Origin of the sequence: Salinisphaera sp. S4-8 (assembly GCF_040361235.1) — a bacterium.
GTDB lineage: Bacteria > Pseudomonadota > Gammaproteobacteria > Nevskiales > Salinisphaeraceae > Salinisphaera.
In genome coordinates this window covers 466,443-485,155 of record NZ_APNF01000002.1, presented here as the reverse complement: position 1 = coordinate 485,155, position 18,713 = coordinate 466,443, and the positions used below count along the sequence as shown (strand labels likewise).

The following is an 18,713-nucleotide window of genomic DNA, read 5'->3' as shown; positions in this document are numbered from 1 at the left end:
GTGGGGCGCATGCAGGCCGGGGCGCCTTACGATGCGTGCTTGTCGTGGTGATCCTGCATGCGCTCGCGATGGCGCTGCATGGCCTGGTCGAATTCTTCCCGCGATACGCTGCCGTCGCCGTTACGATCCATTTTCTTGAACATTTCGCCGCGCTTGTCGCGCTGCTTGGCCCTGTCGGCATCCTTGCCGGGTTTGGCGTGATCGCCCTCGTGTCCGGCGTGTTTTGGCGGCCGCGCTTCGCTGGCGTCCAGATGGCCGTCGCCATTGGCGTCCATACGCTTGAACAGGCGCTCGGCGCGCTGGCGCGATTGGGCCATGAATTCGTCCTTGTCGATCTGGCCATCGTCGTTGCTATCGGCCTTCTGAAACCGCAGCTTGCCCATGGCCTGGGGCATGTTGGCGACTTCCGGCTGGCTCAGCTGGCCGTTTCCGTCGGCATCGAGCGCGTTGAACAACTGATCGGGCTCGTGCATCGGGCTGGCGTGGGCACTGGCGATGCCGACAAGGCCGGCCGCCAGGGCCGTGGTGAGAATACGGTGTTTCATCGATCGCTCCGTTGGATGTCGAACGGGCCGGTATGGCCCGGTTTCGTGACTCATTTACGCGCAGGAATGTCGTAGAAATCTGTCGGCGGCGGGCGAATTTGTCGCAAATTGTGTCACCGCCCGGGCGCTGGCGATGTTGGATACACGGCGGTACGCAAAGGCGCGTGGCGGGCGCGTTATATTGGCCAGGCCATTCGTTTGTTTGTGTTCATGGCCGAGCCACAGCCGCATATTCTCGTCGTCGACGATCATCGCGATATTCGTGATTCGCTCACGCGCTATCTGCGCGATCATGGTTTTCGCATCTCGGCGGCGGCCGATGCCGCCAGTGCGCGCCGGCTGGTGCGCGAGTCGGCCTTCGATCTGGTGGTGCTGGACATCATGATGCCCGGCGAAGATGGCTTGAGCCTGTGTCGCTGGCTGGTCGAAACCCGTGCCATTCCGATCGTGCTGCTCACCGCCGTGGCCGACGAAACCGATCGGATCATCGGCCTGGAAATGGGCGCCGACGACTACGTCACCAAGCCGTTTTCGCCGCGGGAACTGCTGGCGCGCATCCGTGCAGTGTTACGCCGGGCCACCGCCTTGCCAGCCCAGCGCAACCACAGTGAGTGCACCGCATGGCGATTCGATCGCTGGGTGTTTCATACCGCCCAACAGGAACTGGTCGATGACGACGGTGTGGCGGTGGCCCTGTCGACCGGCGAGTACCGGCTTTTGCTCGCGTTTGTGCGCCATCCCAATCATGCGCTTTCGCGCGATCAGCTGCTGGATCTGACCCAGGGGCGGGAGGCGCAGGTATTCGACCGCAGTATCGATAACCAGGTCAGCCGGCTGCGCCGCAAGATCGAAGCCGATCCGACCAATCCGCGGCTGATACTCACGGTGTGGGGCGGCGGTTATCGGTTTGCCGCGGCCTGCGAGGCGGTCTGAATGCGCCTGTGGCCGCGGAGTCTGGCCGGGCGTATCGCGGCACTGACTTTGCTTGCACTGATGATTTCGCAGCTGGTGAGCTTCGTGCTGTTCATGCACGAGCGCGATCGTTTTCTCGAACGCGTGATTCTCGCCAATATGGCCGATAACGTGGCCGCGGCCATGCGCACGCTCGATTTCGTGCCCGCCGACGAGCGCGCCCAGGCCGTGGCCGCGCTGTCGACCCACGATTTGCGCTATCGACTGGCCAGCACACCGGGCCGGACGTTCGTTGGCGCCAGCGATACCGCAAAGCGCTTTGCCCGTGACATGGCCCGCAGCATGGAGATCGACGTCGCGCGCGTGCGTGTGGCGGTTGGCCCCGGGCTGGCACGCCGGCCCAACCGGCGGGCCGGCGACGCCCTGCGCATGGCCGTTCGGCTCGACGATGGCCAATGGCTGCGCGCGCGCCAGCGAGTGTTCGACCCGACCCGGCACTGGGCGCGCTCGTCATTGCTGACACTGGCCGTCAGCGGGTTGTTAATGGCCGTCATCGTGGTGGTGACCAGCCGGCGTATTACTGCGCCGCTACGCGATCTGGCACGAGCGGCCGAGCGTTTCGGGCGGGGCGAGACCGTCGAGCCGCTGCCGGAATACGGCGCCGAGGATATCCGGCGCTCGGTGGCGGCATTCAATCTCATGCGCGAGCGCCTGGCGCGCTTCGTGGCCGATCGCACGCGCATGGTTGCAGCGATTGCCCACGATCTGCGTACGCCGATTACGGCCCTGCGCCTACGTCTGGAGTTTCTGCCCGACGACGACAATACCCGTGCCATGGCCGCGACGCTGGACGATATGGCGCGCATGAGCGAAGCCTCGTTGACTTTCATGCGCGAGGAGGCCGCGACCGAGCCGAGCCGCAATGTCGACCTGTCGGCGCTTGTCGACGCGCTATGCGAAGACTATCGCGCGGCCGGCGCGACCGTGGCCTTCGAGCCGGATACGCGCGTGGCACTGGTGTGTCGGCCGGCCGCGATCCGCCGTGCACTGCGTAATCTCATCGATAACGCACTGACCTACGGCCAACGGGCACAACTCACGCTAAGCGACACGCCTGAAGCGGTCACGATCTGTATTGCCGACGACGGGCCGGGCATCGCCGAAACCGACAGGCAACGCGTGTTCGACCCGTTCGTGCGCCTGGAAAGCTCGCGCAGCCGCGATACCGGCGGAACGGGGCTGGGGCTGTCGATCGCTCGTTCGGTCGTACAGGGCCACGGCGGCGAAATCACGCTGGCCAACCGCGCCGAGGGCGGGCTGTCGGTGCAGATTCGCCTGCCCAGAACCGGCACTATTTAGATGGCATGTACAACGGATTAATAAATCGTTAATATCTCGTTCGTGAAACGTGTGGCGATAGCGAGGTACGCCGACATGTCTGCCATGAACGAGCCGTATTGGAATCTGCGTGGGTTGCTGATCAGCTATGGCATTGCCGCGCTGATGGTGTTGTCGTATCTGTGGTCGCCCACACGCATGCTCTGGGACAGCCTGGACCGGCATATCGCCTTCGGTCTGAATTCGCTGGTACAGACCAGCCGTCCCGAGCAGTTGTTCTGGGCGTTCGCGAATCTGCGGGTGTTCGATTACATCGCCGCGTTCATTCTGTTCGGGGTATTGGCCTGCTATGTCCTGCGGGGCACCAATGCGCCGCGCGAGGTGCGTTTCGCCCGCGCGGTGGTGGTGTGCGTGCTGTTGGTCCTGCTGGTGGCCTTTACCCGCGAATTCCTGTTCAAGGATGTCGCGCGCGAAAGCCCGTCGCTGGTATTGCAGCCCTTCACGCTGCTTTCCGAGCACACGCCATTCGACGCCAAGGATCATTCCACCCAGAGTTTTCCGGGCGACCATGCCACCGTAGTGGCGACGTTTACCTTCCTGTTGTGGTTCTTTGCCGGACGCCGTTACGGGCTGGTATCGGCACTGCTGGCGACGCTTTTCATATTGCCGCGGCTGGTCAGCGGTGCGCACTGGTTCAGCGATGCGGTGATTGGCGGCGTGGTGACCGCACTGGTCGCGGTGCCGCTGGTGGTGTTTACGCCGGTACAGGACGCGCTCGTACGCGCACTGGTCGGTTTGATGCGTCAGACCCGGCGCGGCGCGCATGCCCATACGCACCATCCATCGCACCGATAAACGGCAATTGAATGTGACCGCAGCCGGGCGCATCGTTGCCGCTTCGATTCAATCAAAGGACACGGCATGCAGGTGCTGATGGTGTTGACTTCGCATGACCGGCTGGGGGATACCGGCAAACCCACCGGTTACTGGCTGGAGGAGTTCGCTGCGCCGTATTACGTTTTCATGGATGCCGGCGCCGACGTGGTGCTGGCCTCGCCGGCCGGTGGCGCGCCGCCGCTGGACCCGGCCAGCGATACGGCCGACGCGCAGACCCCGGCGACCGAGCGTTTCAAGGCCGATCAAGAGGCGCAACGCGCGCTGGCGCAAACGCGAAAGCTCGCGGACGTGGCCACGGACCGTTTCGATGCCATCTTCTATCCGGGCGGGCACGGCCCGTTATGGGATCTGGCCGAGGATCGAGACTCCATCGGCCTGCTCGAACGCCAGTATTCGGCCGGTACGCCGCTGGGACTGGTCTGTCATGCGCCGGGCGTGCTCCGGCATGCGAAAAACGCCAGCGGCGGGCCACTGGTGCACGGGCTGAAAGCCACCGGTTTCACCAATCGTGAAGAACAGGCCGTGGGCCTGGCCGATGTGGTGCCGTTTCGTGTCGAGGACATGCTGGTGGCCCAGGGCGCACAGTTTTCCAGCGGCAAGGACTGGGCCTCGCATGTGGTGGTGGCCGGCAATCTGGTGACCGGTCAGAACCCGGCTTCATCGACCGCGGCCGCACGTACGCTCATCGCCCAACTGCAACCGAAATAGCACGTTGCTGCGCGTATACTCGCGCCATGCCCGCGCTTTCATCGCCTACGATTCGTGTCGCCACGCTCGCCGACCTGGCCGCTGTGGTCGCACTGGAACAGGCCTGTTTCGCGCTGGACGCACAGACTGGGCGTAGCCTGCGACATCTTCTCACCCGCGCGCATGGCGATTTTCTGGTCGCCGTGATCGATGATGGAATCGTGGCGGATGTCGTCGTGCTCTATCGGCGCGGCAGTCGCGTGGCTCGGCTGTATTCGATTGCGGTCGGCCCGGCCGCACGCGGGCGCGGTGTAGCCGCCGCGCTGCTCGCGCAGGCCGAACGGCACGCTATCGCACGTGGCTGTGTTGTCATGCGCGCTGAGGCACGTTGGTCGAATACGGCCTCGCGCGGCTTGTTCGCCGCCGCGGGTTATCGCGAAACCGCACGGCTGGCGGATTATTATCCCGGCGCCGGTGGGGGCCATGAAGATGGCGTACGCCTGCAAAAGCATCTCGACAATTGAAGCATCTCAACAACAACGAGTAGAACGCCTCTATGGCTGAACCGATCGTGGTGGTGGAATCCCTGCGGGACTGGAAAGCGCCCGCGCCGTCGGTGCGGCTCGTGCTCGCCGACGATTATCTGGCCGATCCGGCCTTTGCCGAGGCCGAGCTGCACGTCATCAATCTGTGTCGCAGCACGCGTTACCAGAGTCTGGGCTATTACTGCTCGTTGCTCGCCGAGGCCCGCGGGCATCGTGTGCTGGCCTCGGTGGCCACGCTTCAGGATTTGTCGCGCAAGATCATCTACGGCAGCGAAATTCCGGCGTTGGCCCAGTATCTGGATCGCCTGAGCGAGGCCGAGCGCGCCGAGCTGCCGGCGGCTTTCAACGTATATCTGGGCCAGTGCGAGAATCCGTTGCTCGCACCGCTGGCACGCCGGTTGTTCGAGCAGTTCGCGGTGCCGCTGTTGCATGTGGAGCTGCGTCGGCGCGAGGGCCGGGTCGCCGTCGATGGTCTGCGGACGTTGTCGATCCGTTCGCTGGACGCCGAACAGGCGGCATTTCTCGATCGCGCCCTGCAGGCCCATGTCGCCCAGGGCTGGCGCGGCGCACGCAAGCGCCGGGCCGCGCGTTTCGATGTGGCCATGCTCGTGGACGCCGACGATCCGCAGCCGCCGTCGAACATCGAAGCGCTGGACAAGTTCGTGGCTGCAGGCAAGCGCCTGGGCCTGGATGTGGAAATCATCGGCCGGCGCGATTTCGGCCGCCTCGCCGAATTCGATGCGCTGTTCATTCGCGAAACCACGCGCCTGGCCCATCATACGTACGCGTTTTCCCGGCGGGCCGAGCGCGAAGGGTTGGTGGTGATCGACGACCCCACCTCGATTCTGCGCTGTACCAACAAGGTCTATCTTGCCGAGCTCTTGTCGCGCTACAAGGTGGCCGCGCCCAAGGCCTGTATTTTTGGCGAACGCGAGGTCAAGCGATTGCCGGAGCTGCTGGGTTTTCCGATGGTGCTCAAGGCCCCGGAAGGCGCGTTTTCCAAGGGCGTATTCAAGGCCAACGATCGCACGGAACTCGATGCCATCGCCGCACGGCTGCTCGATGATTCCGAACTGGCGCTGGCCCAGGAGTTCATGCCCACCGAATTCGACTGGCGCGTGGGCGTACTCGCCGGCAAGCCGCTCTATGTGTGTCAGTACGCGATGGCCGGCGGGCACTGGCAGATCGTCAAGCACGAGGACAGCGGCGACTACAGCGAAGGCGATTCGGCCACACTGGCGGTCGAGGACGCGCCTGCCGAGGTGATCGAAACCGCGGTCCGCGCGGCCAATCTCATCGGCGACGGGCTGTATGGAGTCGATCTCAAGCAGACCGCCGATGGTATTCGCGTAATCGAGGTCAACGACAACCCGAGCCTGGATGCCGGCATCGAGGACGCGGTGCTGGGCGACGCGCTCTACGACCGCATCATGGGCGAGTTTCTGCACCGACTACAGCAACGCACCCGTTCACGTGTGCGCCGCCGGCCCAGCCCGCCGTAAAACCCACGGCCGCAGTGCTTTGTTATGATGCCGGCCTGACAAATTTTCGTGACCGTCTGCAAAGACGGTGACGATTGGCACAAGAAAAGGCGTTTTATGACCGACCGTATCGAAAAAGCGGGCCTGCAGATTGGCAAGCCCCTGTATGACCTGATCGAAAAAGCCCTGCCGGGCACCGGTGTGGACTCCGACACGTTCTGGCAGACGCTGGCCTCGCTGGTTGCCGAGTTCGGTGATCGCAACGCGCAGCTGCTGCGCCACCGTGAGGATATCCAGGAAACGCTGGACAAGTGGCACCGCGAACACCGCGGCGATGCCTTCGACAAGGGCGAATACCGCAAGCTGCTCGAAGAGCTGGAATACATCGTCGGCGATGTGGGCGACTTCAAGGTGTCCACCGACAATGTCGACCCCGAAATCGCCACGGTGCCGGGCCCGCAGCTGGTGGTGCCGATTACCAACGCACGCTTTTCGCTCAACGCCGCCAACGCGCGCTGGGGCAGCCTGTACGACGCGCTCTACGGCGCCGACATCATCCCCGAGGACAACGGCGCCGAGAAGGGCACCAGCTACAACCCGAAACGTGGCGCGAAAGTGGTCGAATGGGCCGCCAAGTTCCTCGACGACACCTTCCCGCTGGCCGACGGCTCGCACGCCGACGCGACCGCCTATCGCATCGACAACGACACGCTGGCCGTGGACGTGGGCGATAGCCACACCACGCTCAAGAACAGCAAGCAGTTCGCCGGCTATCAAGGCGATGCCGCGTCGCCCAAGGCGGTGTTGCTGGTCAATAATGGCCTGCATGCTGAAATCCAGATCGACGCGAACGACCCGGTAGGCAAGGATCATGCAGCCGGCGTGAAAGATGTGCTCATGGAAGCTGCCGTAACGGCGATTCAGGATTGCGAGGATTCGGTCGCCGCTGTCGATGCCGAAGACAAGGCGCTGGCCTACGGCAACTGGCTCGGCCTGATGAAGGGCGATCTGCAGGAGTCGCTGGAAAAAGGCGGCAAGACGATCACCCGCAAGCTCAACGACGATCGCGAATACACCGCGCCCGACGGCTCCACGCTCACGCTGCCCGGACGCAGCCTGATGCTGGTGCGCAATGTCGGCCATCTGATGACCACGCCGGCCGTGCTCGACAGCGACGGCAACGAGATCCCGGAAGGCATTCTCGATGCCCTGTGCACGGGCACGCTCGCTCTGCACGATCTCAAGCGCAACGGCCCGCATACCAACAGCCGTGCCGGCAGTGTGTATATCGTCAAGCCCAAGATGCACGGCCCGGCCGAGGTCAACTTCACGGTGGAACTGTTCGACGCCGTCGAAAAGGCCATCGGCATGGCGCCGAACACGCTCAAGATGGGCATCATGGACGAAGAGCGGCGCACGACGCTCAATCTCAAGGCCTGTATCAAGGAAGCCCGCGAGCGCACCATCTTCATCAACACCGGCTTCCTCGATCGCACCGGCGACGAGATGCACACCTCCATGGAAGCCGGCCCGATGCTGCCCAAGGGCGAGATGAAGTCCCAGCCCTGGCTCAAGGCCTACGAAGACAACAACGTCGACACCGGCCTGGCCTGCGGGCTGCGCGGCAAGGCCCAGATCGGCAAGGGCATGTGGCCCGCGCCGGACAACATGGCCGACATGATGGAAGCCAAGATCGGCCATCCCAAGGCCGGCGCCAACTGTGCCTGGGTGCCGTCGCCGACCGCCGCCACGCTGCACGCGATCCATTACCATCGCTGCGACGTGCTGAAACGCCAGGCCGAGCTGGAATCGCGCCACGAGGATTATATCGACGACCTGCTCACCATCCCGCTGCTGGATCGTGAGCTGTCCGACGACGAGATCCAGAAAGAGCTCGACAACAACTGCCAGGGCATCCTGGGTTATGTCGTGCGCTGGGTCGATCAGGGCGTGGGCTGCTCCAAGGTGCCGGACATCACCGACACCCAGCTCATGGAAGACCGCGCGACCTGCCGTATCTCGTCGCAGCATGTGGCTAACTGGCTGCATCACGGCGTAACCAACGAACAGCAGGTTCGCGAAACCCTCGAGCGCATGGCCGCGGTGGTGGATCGCCAGAACGAAGGCGACGCCAACTACCACAACATGGCGCCGAACTTCGACGATTCCGTAGCCTTCCAGGCGGCCTCCGACCTGATCTTCAAGGGTCTGGAACAGCCCTCGGGCTACACCGAACCGGTCTTGCACGCGCGCCGTCGCGAGCTCAAGGCCAAGCGGGCCAACGGCTGATACCAGCCACTATCCCGTTATGAAAAAGCCCGGCTTCGGCCGGGCTTTTTTTTGTTTGGGAGGTCGGCGCGGGTAGGTACGACATCGCAACGCGATTGCGCCACATAGGTGATTGTGATTAGTTGGGTGCGGTCGTACGGCGGTATGACGTTTATATTCTGTAAAAGGGGGATTTGGGAATGCTATTAGGACATATCGTCCGACGAAGCGTTGTGGGCAGTTTCGTCGGTTTGAGTGCGCTGACCTTTGCGACTGCTGCCATGAGCAGTTCGACACCCGATACGTCGATCGAGGATTCGCAACAGGTGGATATGGCTGGCAACGGTGTGCAATCGACGCTCGATGTTGTCAGCGATGCCGTCAATAATACGGTGGCGGTCTATCTTTCCGATTTCGCGTTTGATGGTGGTGACATCCTCGCGCGCCGCTATCCGCTTGATGGATCGCCGAGCGACGAGAAAACTCTTCAAACACTTTGTGGCGACTGTGGTCGCCGAGAAGCCGTCGCCGTCGGGCGCGCCGATGGCCAGTTCGCGCTGCTATGGACGGGCGATGCGTCATCGACCGATACAACGCTCTATGGCCAGAGGTATGACACGCAGCTAAACACGGTCGGCAGCCGGCTTGTTATAGATTCACAAGGTGGTCGCTCGGTACGTGCCGACATGAACAGTAGCGGCGAGTTTGCAATGTTCTGGTCCACGATTCGCAATTCTGCGTCGGTTTGGGCTGCGCAGCGTTTTGATGCCAGCGGCAACCCCGCGGGCACCGAGCAGCAGATCAATGCCACCGCCAATGGCGGCGATATCGCCATATCAGAATCGGGCGATTTCGCTGTGACCTATTTCGTGGAAGGCGCGGATTCGACCAACTCGATCATTCTGCGACGTTTCGCAGCTGATGGAAGCGAAATTGGCGCGCAGCAAACCGTTGGGACTTTGAGCTTTCCCAGTCGCGAGGCTCTCAGAGTGGAGATCGCTGGGAATGAAACGATACTCGTGGCCTGGGAGCCCAGTGCTATCGATGACACGGTCGTAGGTCGACTCTATTCCGCGAACGGCGTCCCGCAAGGTGATCAATTCACTATTTCAACCGCCTTGCAGACGTCATGGGCGGTCGCTTCAAGTGTTGGCGGTTTCGTTTTGGTAGTGGAGGGGGACGACGACGTATTTGTACGAAGGTTGGCAACTGATGGATCGCTTACCGATCCGGTGGTGGCCTACAGCGGGGACGATCCGGATCTCGTACGCATCTCCTCAGATGCTGATTGGGACTACGCAACGTTGGTAACAGAGGATGGATTCGACGACAACGGAAGTGTTTTTCTGCGCCGGTTCGTCGGTGGAGAAAATGTCGATATCGCAGCAACCATTACGACGGCTGCGGATACCGTAGATCCCGGCTCGGTCGTCGCCTTTGACGTGCTCGTGGATAACAATCACGACTCCGTTGCCCCGCTGCCCAGCGCGCTGGCCGCGGCTGACATCGTCAACCGCGCGATCGGAAGCGCTACAGGTCTTAGCGTAACCGCCACGCTGCCGACCGACATGAGCAGTGTTGCGGTAGCGGATACCGCGGCCCCGACGGGGCGTTCGCTCGATTGCGGCCCGCCCGCTAACGGCAAGATCACTTGTACGCTAAACGGTGTGCTCTACGCAGGCGAAAGCGTGTCGGCGCGTATCACCGCCACCGCGCCCGACGACAACAAGTCGTCCTTGCAGGCGAGCGTGCAGGCGAGCGCCGATCAGTTCGACTCGAACGAAAGTAACGGGAACAACACCGATCGTGTTGCGTTTGCAGTTGGTCAGGCAAATAGCGGCTCGGACTCCGGCACCGGCGGCAGCGATGACGATAGCGACGGCGGCGGGGGCGGTTGCACCATGACGGATGCGAAGGTGCCGTTCGATCCGTTGTTCGCGGTATTGTGTATGGCGGCAGTGTTGGTGCTCATGCGCCGCCGTTGGCGCGCGGGCTCACGGTAAGAAAGACCTGCTCCAGGGCAAGGGAGCCCGTATGAAACGGGCTCCCCTCTAGCGTACACACGGCCGTTGAAGACGTTCTTGTTCAATAACGCCTATCAAAACGGTCATGAAGTGCAGAAGCAGATCTTGTAATACAAGACCAGCCAGCTTATGGGGTAGTTATGGGGTCGGCTCTTGAATTGTGCGCAAAATGCCGAGCCTGACTCCGTGACCTTCTCGTACACCATTTGCAAGGATAGTCGGAGAAACCGATGGGCCGAAAAGCGGCGGTAATTGCTCTGATAGCCCTTGCTACGGCCGCATGCGGGACCAAGGGCCCAGGTTATTACGGAAAGCCGCCTATGATACAAATTCACCCAAACCACCCTGGTCTTTATCTTGTCGACTACACATACCGAGACATGATTGAAAATTACGGGCCGGGATTGGAGGAAACTGAAGCTAGTCTTCGGGCGGCCAAGAATAACCGAGAAATACGGGCTGTATGGGATAACGCGTTAACAGTTGCTGTTTCTAACTACTTAGAACTATATGAATTGATACCGGAAAAATGTTCTAAGGGGGTAGAAATCCTTGGAAATAGCATACAGGAGATGGGTCGTGGCGCAGTGTCTTCCTTTAGGTGTAAATGAAACCAGCTGGAATCATGGAGTAGGTCTTTCCATCGAATGGACACTGAGGCTTCCGGAGTCATGGGGCCAAGTGTTGCATTGTGAGGCAAGACGGGGTCAGGTCTAGCTAAGTAGCATTGGTGGTGGCCTCGTTCGCCGTCTCTGGTTCGGTAAGCGGCGATTCGCCGTGCTCGAAGGCCAGTATGTAGTCCGCCAGGGCCGAGGCCACCAGCTCGGCGCAGATCGCGGCGCGGATGACGAGCCGGCGCTCGGCGGGACGGTCGAGTGCGACGCCGTGTGCCAGCAGTTGTGCGGCCAGGTTGTGGATGGCTCGCGCGCGCTCGGCGATATCGTCGAGCGAACCCGGCCGGCGTCCTGCGAATAGCGTGCGCAGGGCGTCCATTTCGCGGTGCACGCTGTCGTTGAGTGTTCGGGGCAGGGTCGCCCGCTCGGTCAGCACGACCAACGAGCGGGCCTCCAAGCCAATGTTGATTGCTGCCAGCACGGCCTGGCGCGCGGAAAACCGATACGGTTCGTCGATTTCGCTTAGCGCGAGCGAATTCAGACGGTCGTACATGCGGGTTTCGAAACGCTCGCGCGTGTGCCGCCGTCCGTCGGCCAGTTCGTCAAATACGCCTCGCATCTGTTCACGCAGGCGCTGGCGGGGTGACACCGGCAGCACCAGCCGAAACGCGAGCACGGTCAGCCCGATCGCACCGAATATGCCGAGCACGATCTGAATATAGGTTTCGAAGCTGGGTAGGGCGCCGTTCTGAACATGTACCAGCAGCGCGAACATGACCACCGAGATGCGTCCGGGCAGGGCCAGGCGCGGGTTGGGCACCGCCATCGCCAGGCCGCCGACGAACACGACCGGGAGCATCGCGAGCATCAGCATGGGGAAGCCGACCGCCTGCGGCAGCACCAGAAAATTGATGACGAACGCGGCGGTCGCGGCCAGGGCCAGGCCCTTGGCGAATCCGCCGGCGGCCGCAACCGGGTTGGGCAGGGTGGCAAAGATCGTGGTCAGCGATGACAGCAGGATCATCAGTAGCACGGCCGGCAGTTGGGTGTGGAAATTCACCCACACCACCCCGCCCAGGGAGACCGCGGTCAGCGTTCGCAGGCTGTTGCGCAGGGCCTGGCGTATATCCATCGGCTGACTGAATTCCGAGCGCCGCGAAATGTGCTTGCTGGGATGCTCGCGCTCGGCGATCAGCAGGCCGTGGGTGGTCATCGCTGCGCGTCCGCGACTGGCCAGCTCAAGCGCCCGGCTGAGTACCACGTAGTCGGCCAGACGCCGAGGCCGGCCGTGGTCTGCCGGCTCGTCGGCGAGCGCGCGGATTGCCGCGTGGGCATCGTCGAACGCCTGTTTGGCCCCCTCGGCGTCTTCAGGATGCGCCGAGAGTCGCCGTGCCGGTTCGGCCAGCGCGGCGATCGGGCGCGTATCGATGGTTTCGGTATGGCCGGCCAGATAGATATGCAGCGACGAGGTGGCGCTGATCAGCGACAAGATGTCGTAGTCGAGGCGTCGGGACAGGCGGTCGAAATTGGCGAACTGCGGGGCTTCGTAACGCAGATACTGGCGAGTCTGCTCAAGCGCGAGTGTCTGGGCCGCCAGGGCCTGGAGCGCCGGGTGCGGATCATCTTCGCTGCGTGGCCGACCCGGCGCGGCGGGCTGGCGCGACGATAGCCCAGCCAGGCCGACAAATTCGCGCCCCAGATTGCGTAGCAGGGCAAGCCGGCTGTTGAAGTAGTTGCGGATGCCCACTGGCGGCGAGAACAGCACGTTGACCGCGGCCGTGACCAGCGCCGCGAGCACGCACTCGGATACGCGCGCGACCGCGATATCGAACGGCGGCGTGGCCAGCGAGTGCGCCAGCATGACGGTCACGCCGGCGATGAACCCGGCAATGGCGAAACCGTAGGACAGGTTGTTGCGCAGTACGTTGGCCCAGAACGCACAGAAGGCGACCCAGAGCGCGAGCGCGGCCGCACTGAGTTCGTAGGACTGGCCGAAAAAAGCCATGATGGCCAGACCGGCACACCCGGCCACGATGGTGCCGGTGGCCCGCGCGAAGCCGCGGACCACGGCCATGCCGGGCGCCGGCTGGATCATCACCGCCACTTCCAGCGATGCCCAGTACGGCCGGTCCAGCGCGAGCCACATCGACAAATACAACGCCAGGGCAATCGCCAGGCACAGCCGTAGCGCGAATAACAGCTGGTCGGTGGAAGGCGTGAGCAGCCAGGCGAGAGGCTTCATGCGCATTACTATGCCCGCTAGCGCGTGCGCAATACAGCTTTTGCCATGCCTGTTCGGGTTTCGGGCGTCAGTCGCTACGGACGGCCATACGCCCGGTCGGTATATGACGGTCTATCGTCGATAGCCCGATGAGCGTACGTCTTGCGTTGGTTTCGGAATATGCCGATAGACAACAAGATATTAGCCCGATGAAGCGTCCGACCGGCTAAGGCTGCGAAGGCTTTGGGTGGTACAGCCTTGGGGGGGGGCAGATTGCTCCGGTGACCCCTTGCCTCGTTCGTCCATTCCTTAGGTCGGGTAGTGCACTCAGGGCCTGCATGCATGCAAGGGCACGATGAATGAGCCCTTGTAGGGTTTGATGTGCTCGGCACTGGGCGTTTTCGAAGCGAAGTGGCGTCGAAGTTGGCGCGACGGGTAACGCCCGGTAAAGCGGGCGACACGGCAAGTGCGAATCGGCTTACGTGGTGGGGATAGCAAAAAAATCGCGGTCTGTGCCTTATTCGAGCGTGGTTTTAGAAACGACGCTAGCGACGCCGGGAGATCGCTTCCAGGCTGTCGTGCAAGGCGTTGCGTTCGCGGGTATGGCGCAGCATGGCCTGGGTCTGGTCGGCGTTGAGCAGCTCGCTTCGGCCGGGTCTGGCGAACAGTTGGCGTTCGTCGCTATTGCGCGAGCGCAGCTCGAACGTGTCGATCGCGTTCAGGCGGGCGCCGGCGAGCGTGTTGTCTTCATTATCGACCGCCCAAGTGGTGGCGGTGAGGCGTTTGCCGTCGACGTTGTATTCCGTAAAGCAGTAGCGTACGGCATGGGCGGCCGACCATTCGCTGATGGGCGCGAAACCACGCAGGCCGACGCCGCCGCTGCCGCCGGTGACCTGAATATAGCCGTTTTCTTGCGGCAGGCCTCGCCCCATCGGTTTGGAGCGTTGGTAGATATGATCGTGGCCGACCATGGCCAGGTCGACGCCGTAGCGTAGTAGTTTGTCTTCTTCGAACAGAACCAGCGCGGGTGAGGCAGGCTCGCGACCCTCTTGGTCGGTCCAGAGGGTGTAGTGCTGTACCAGGATGATGAAATCGATTTCGCCCTTGGCGCGACGCAACGCGGCCTGGGCAAGCTCGATTTCGAGCCAGGCCAGTTCGGCGACCAGATCCAGGTCCTGGACGACATTGTTGCCGAGCAGCGAGCCGCCCGTGCTTACAACGAAATGGACGTTGCCGTAGGTCATTGCATATCGCGTATTTTGGCCGGGCTGGCGTATGCGGCTTCGATAGGCCTTGCCACCGTTGTCTTCTTCTTCGTGATTACCCGGCGCGGTCATGACCGGCAGCGTCGAGGCGTAAGGTGCGAGCCGGTCGAACCAGGTATCCCATTGGGGTTGATCGCCATTGGCATACGACAGATCGCCGGCGATAAACAGCAGGTCCGGGTTGCGTTCGCGTACACCGTCGAGCACGGCGAGACTGGCCTGTTTGAGCCCGTGATCGCCGAAATGGCAGAACCGCAACGGGCCTTGTGGTGTGGGTGCAAGGACTTTGACGTTCGACCAGCGGCCGGGCGCGCCAACGCGATAGCGTATGGGCAGGCCGGCATCGAGGCCGGTGGCCGTGGCTGCATGGGTCAGTACGTTCGTGCCGAAGGCTTGTTCGGCACTGCCCTCGATGCGCCCGGGAAAGGGGGCGCAGGCGATGTCTTCGGCGCTCATGGCACGTGTGACCGGCCCGTATTCCAGTTGCGAGCCAGGGTCGTCGAGGCCGTCGGTATACCACGTAAGCGTGCGCGTTCGCACGGGATCGTCGGTAAAACTTACATGTATGCCGCGCGGCGATTGCGTCAGATTTGCCGGCGCACACCGTTCAGGTGAGGCGGGCGGCGTTTGCGGATCGCTCGGTCCGGTGGGCGCCCGGCCGGCGCCCAAGTCGACTGGCGTATCGTCGCTACAACCCCACAGCAACGGCCCGCCCGCCGCGATTGCAGCGCCGCGTAAACCGTAGCCGAGTATCCGTCGCCGTGCGTTGTTGACTGTATCCGTCGACTTTTTCATGTCGCTCTCCCGACAAGCGGTATGCCGCGCGCTTGCCTACGGCTAGTGCAAAGACACCGAGAACACACCAAATCGGTTGTCGCGCTGGACGCGTTGTAGTGCGCGATCGCTGGTGAATACGAGCTCGCCTGCGGCGAGCCGCTGGAAGGTGGCGTTACCGGGGCCGGTTACGGGTACGGGCGTCGCGAAACCGTCGTCGGTCACGTCGGCCGCAAAAATGCGCCACCGCCAGTCGGCACTGCGGCTGTCCGACCAGCTCAGGGTTAATGCGCCATTGGCGCGGTGTCCGAAAGCCGGCCGGCGGGCCATGCCGGGCTCGCTTTCCGCGGTCACGTCGACCACCGCCGAAAAGTGTGCGCCTTGGTCGTCGGATCGCGCAGACCGGATATACAGATCGCGCCCGGACGAATCATCGTTGCGCTTTGCGTCCCAGGCCACGATTAGCTCGCCGTTATCGGTGAAGGCCAGATCGGCATGCCAGTCGGCACGGCTGGCATCGTTGCTGGCGTTGACTAGCGCCGACCAGTTGTCGGCCTGCGCGGTACGCGTCGCCACGAGGATTTCCCAATCATCCGGATCGGTGCCTTCCCCGCGGCCTACCTGGCCTGTCCAGAGCGGTTCCTGATCGTAGCGGTTGTCATGCCAGGCCACTGCGATGGTGGCGTTCTTCGATACCGCCACCGCGGGGAATAGCGATGCCGGGTATCGCGCGCTGCGCGTATCGAGCGGGTTAGCGGCCCGCGTCTGCTTGGTAGCCCCGGATAGAGTGATCGGCTGCGCATCACGGCCGACGATGAACGCGAAAATATCGAAGGCGCCCAAACCCCCACCTTCGGCGCGGACATTGTCTTGCCAGACCACGACTGGCGCGCCGTCGGGCATAAGGGCAATAGCCGGATGCATGGCACGTCCCGCGCCGTTCGACAGTGTGCGCGTGGTCTCCCAGCTCAGACCGCCGTCGCCGCTATGCTTGAGACGAATACGCGGCCGACGCGGGCGCTGTGTATCGCTATCCTCTTGCCATACCACCCAGACATCGAGCCCGGACACAGCGATCCGGGGAAAGCGCGCGTTGACAGCGGATTCGCTCAGAACCGTTACCGCGCTGAATTCATTGGCCGCATCCCGGCGCCGATATACGATCCGGGTGGCGGTCTCGGTATGCGCCTCGGCGACATAGTGGGTGGCGAAATCGCTGCTTGCGAGATCCGCAAAGCCGGCGAAGCCCGTATTGGCGCCGAAGAGACGGTGTGCGCCGTCGGGTTGTGCGCGGTCCGCGGGTATGGCGACTTCCGGCGCCGGTTCGGCGTAGTCGCCCGTCACGGAAACGAAAATCGGTGACGTGACGGCGCGCAGTTGATCGGGCAGGTCGGTAGGCGCTTCCAGGCCGGACGGTAGCGCACTCGGGCCGCGCACCATGACATACCACCAGCGATGCCCCGTCGCGGGCGCTTTGACCGTTATCGTACGCGTGCTTTCGTCTTCGCCAGGCTCGAATTCGAGCACTGGATTGATCGGATTGCCCGGCCCGTCGTCCCGACCGGGGCTTTGATACACGAGCACGCGATTGCCGCGCGCATTGCGCGCCGAGATACGTAGTTCGATGTCTTGATTCGGCTGTGTCAGCAGTTCGCTGCCGACGATGCCTTCGAAAACGCCGTCCCCCTGGGCGTCGGCCTCGATGTTAGGGAATGGCGCGTCGCGGTCCGCGCTGACCACCGTTCGGCCGGAGGCCATCGCCGAGAGTAGGCCACGCTCGGTACGATCGGCGGCGTAGACCCAGGTCGTCGGTTTGCCGGGGCCGGAAATCGACCACAGCAGCCGGTCGTGATTGTCGCTCGCCCCGACCACGCCGAAACGCCAACCGCGGTTCCAGCGATTTTCAGCGTAATCGATTTCGGATTCCGGGTTTTCCCCCTTGTTCCAGATTTCTGCGAGTGACTGGCCGATCTGACTGGCGTAGTTCTTCGCGGTCGGGGTATCGGTTTCGCGGTCGTAGCTGCGCCGGTCGGGATGCGCCTGATTCCATAGTGCGCCTTGGGCGCGTACGTCCCAGATCGATTGCTGGATGGTGCGAAAACCCGGATCGTTTTCGGGCTCGTCGCCCTGGACCGCCGTATCAATCGCACCGAACACCGTACAGTGCGGGCTGCCGTTGGCTTCTTCACCGGCGATAAGCAGGACTTGGTCGCTGTCCCAGGTCGGATCCCAGTGCTGGTCGTAGGTGCGATGGTCGGTGAGTACCATCCAATCCAGCTGCTGTGATACGCCGAAGCCGATCTGGTCGTCGGTGGCGGTGGTTCCGGGGCCGGTATCGTCGAACAGTTGCCGCAGAAAGCTGCCGTCCGAGGAGTGGTCGTCGTGGACATGGCCATCGCCGGCGAGCCAGCTTCCGGGGGGCGGGGTGGGTTCAAAGCGCGCGGTCACCGTTTGCGTGCCCGTGCCGGAAATACTGCACGCATGGCTGCCCTGGCAGGCACCGCCCCAGCCTGCGAAACGGCTCCGATCGGCGGCGTTGGCGCCGAGCGTGGTGGTGCTACTGGCAGGTCTTTCGATATCGCACGACTGTTCGCAGCTTTGCCCGCCAGGCCCGGTCGAAACGCGGCCTCGGCCGTCGCCGATGATGACGATTTGCAGCCGGACAGCCGGTTGAGTGGGCTGCTCCTGTGCTGGAGGGTTGGCCAACGCCACGTCGGAATCGGAATCGTTGCAGCCTACGATGCCCAATACGATGGCGACCACCGCGAGCAAACGCTTCATGCTTCAAGCTCCCCGCCTTGCTTGGCCGGCCGCGCAGGCACGCAGCGCTGGCCCAAGATACGCTCGATTGAATAAAAGCTCCCTTAGGCAGGGTATCTAGGCATATTGATATGACATTAGTGCGACGTATCGATATCGAACCGGTTGGTAAGTCGCAGGCCGGCTTTATTCAATTCATTTGCCGTTCGTCGGGCATATTTGAATTGTAGGGCGGGTGTTTTAACGCGCTTCGAATTCGACTGGAAATATCTAGCCAGTGATGGCCCAAGCGGATGGTTCACGCAGCGTACCGATAGTTGGCGGCATCGTTTAGTCAGAGACGTAAAGATGTCCATGCCGAGGCCGTGGCCGAACAACGATG

At 62.7% G+C, this 18,713-nt stretch carries 12 protein-coding genes; 8 read left to right on the top strand and 4 right to left on the bottom strand.

Annotated features, from left to right (window positions below):
• Positions 1-26 precede the first annotated feature (26 nt).
• Complete coding sequence (locus S4A8_RS04810; RefSeq protein WP_353219248.1) at positions 27-545, bottom strand: EF-hand domain-containing protein; 519 nt, start codon at positions 543-545, stop codon at positions 27-29.
• A 210-nt stretch (positions 546-755) separates the two neighbouring features.
• On the opposite strand from S4A8_RS04810, the gene S4A8_RS04805 reads away from it, so the two are divergent.
• The 8 genes from S4A8_RS04805 (at position 756) to S4A8_RS04770 (ending at position 10,676) form a co-directional block, all read left to right on the top strand.
• On the top strand, positions 756-1,478 hold the full coding sequence (locus S4A8_RS04805; protein WP_353219247.1) for a response regulator: 723 nt from the start codon (positions 756-758) through the stop codon (positions 1,476-1,478).
• Positions 1,479-2,816: an ATP-binding protein gene (locus S4A8_RS04800; protein ID WP_353219246.1), complete on the top strand. Its 1,338-nt coding sequence runs from the start codon at positions 1,479-1,481 to the stop codon at positions 2,814-2,816. It abuts the gene before it with no gap.
• 84 nt (positions 2,817-2,900) lie between these two features.
• Positions 2,901-3,650, top strand: a complete 750-nt coding sequence (locus S4A8_RS04795) for a phosphatase PAP2 family protein (protein ID WP_353219245.1) — start codon at positions 2,901-2,903, stop codon at positions 3,648-3,650.
• A gap of 66 nt (positions 3,651-3,716) precedes the next feature.
• Positions 3,717-4,400: a type 1 glutamine amidotransferase domain-containing protein gene (locus S4A8_RS04790; protein ID WP_353219244.1), complete on the top strand. Its 684-nt coding sequence runs from the start codon at positions 3,717-3,719 to the stop codon at positions 4,398-4,400.
• A 26-nt stretch (positions 4,401-4,426) separates the two neighbouring features.
• Positions 4,427-4,903: a GNAT family N-acetyltransferase gene (locus S4A8_RS04785; protein ID WP_353219243.1), complete on the top strand. Its 477-nt coding sequence runs from the start codon at positions 4,427-4,429 to the stop codon at positions 4,901-4,903.
• 32 nt (positions 4,904-4,935) lie between these two features.
• Positions 4,936-6,426: a RimK family ATP-grasp domain-containing protein gene (locus tag S4A8_RS04780; protein WP_353219242.1), complete on the top strand. Its 1,491-nt coding sequence runs from the start codon at positions 4,936-4,938 to the stop codon at positions 6,424-6,426.
• A gap of 96 nt (positions 6,427-6,522) precedes the next feature.
• Positions 6,523-8,694, top strand: coding sequence for a malate synthase G (locus S4A8_RS04775; protein WP_353219241.1), 2,172 nt, complete (start codon positions 6,523-6,525; stop codon positions 8,692-8,694).
• Positions 8,695-8,906: 212 nt separating this feature from the next.
• The gene (locus S4A8_RS04770; RefSeq protein ID WP_353219240.1) at positions 8,907-10,676 is read left to right on the top strand and encodes a JDVT-CTERM domain-containing protein; all 1,770 of its coding nucleotides are present in this window, start codon (positions 8,907-8,909) and stop codon (positions 10,674-10,676) included.
• A gap of 738 nt (positions 10,677-11,414) precedes the next feature.
• Here S4A8_RS04770 and S4A8_RS04765 read toward each other — a convergent pair.
• From S4A8_RS04765 to S4A8_RS04755, 3 genes are all read right to left on the bottom strand, one after another.
• Positions 11,415-13,553, bottom strand: a complete 2,139-nt coding sequence (locus tag S4A8_RS04765) for an FUSC family protein (RefSeq protein WP_353219239.1) — start codon at positions 13,551-13,553, stop codon at positions 11,415-11,417.
• Positions 13,554-14,077: 524 nt separating this feature from the next.
• Entirely contained in the window at positions 14,078-15,592 is a 1,515-nt protein-coding gene (locus S4A8_RS04760; RefSeq protein WP_353219238.1) for a metallophosphoesterase, read from the bottom strand.
• A 42-nt stretch (positions 15,593-15,634) separates the two neighbouring features.
• Complete coding sequence (locus tag S4A8_RS04755; protein WP_353219237.1) at positions 15,635-18,352, bottom strand: CehA/McbA family metallohydrolase; 2,718 nt, start codon at positions 18,350-18,352, stop codon at positions 15,635-15,637.
• Between the last annotated feature and the right edge of the window lie 361 nt (positions 18,353-18,713).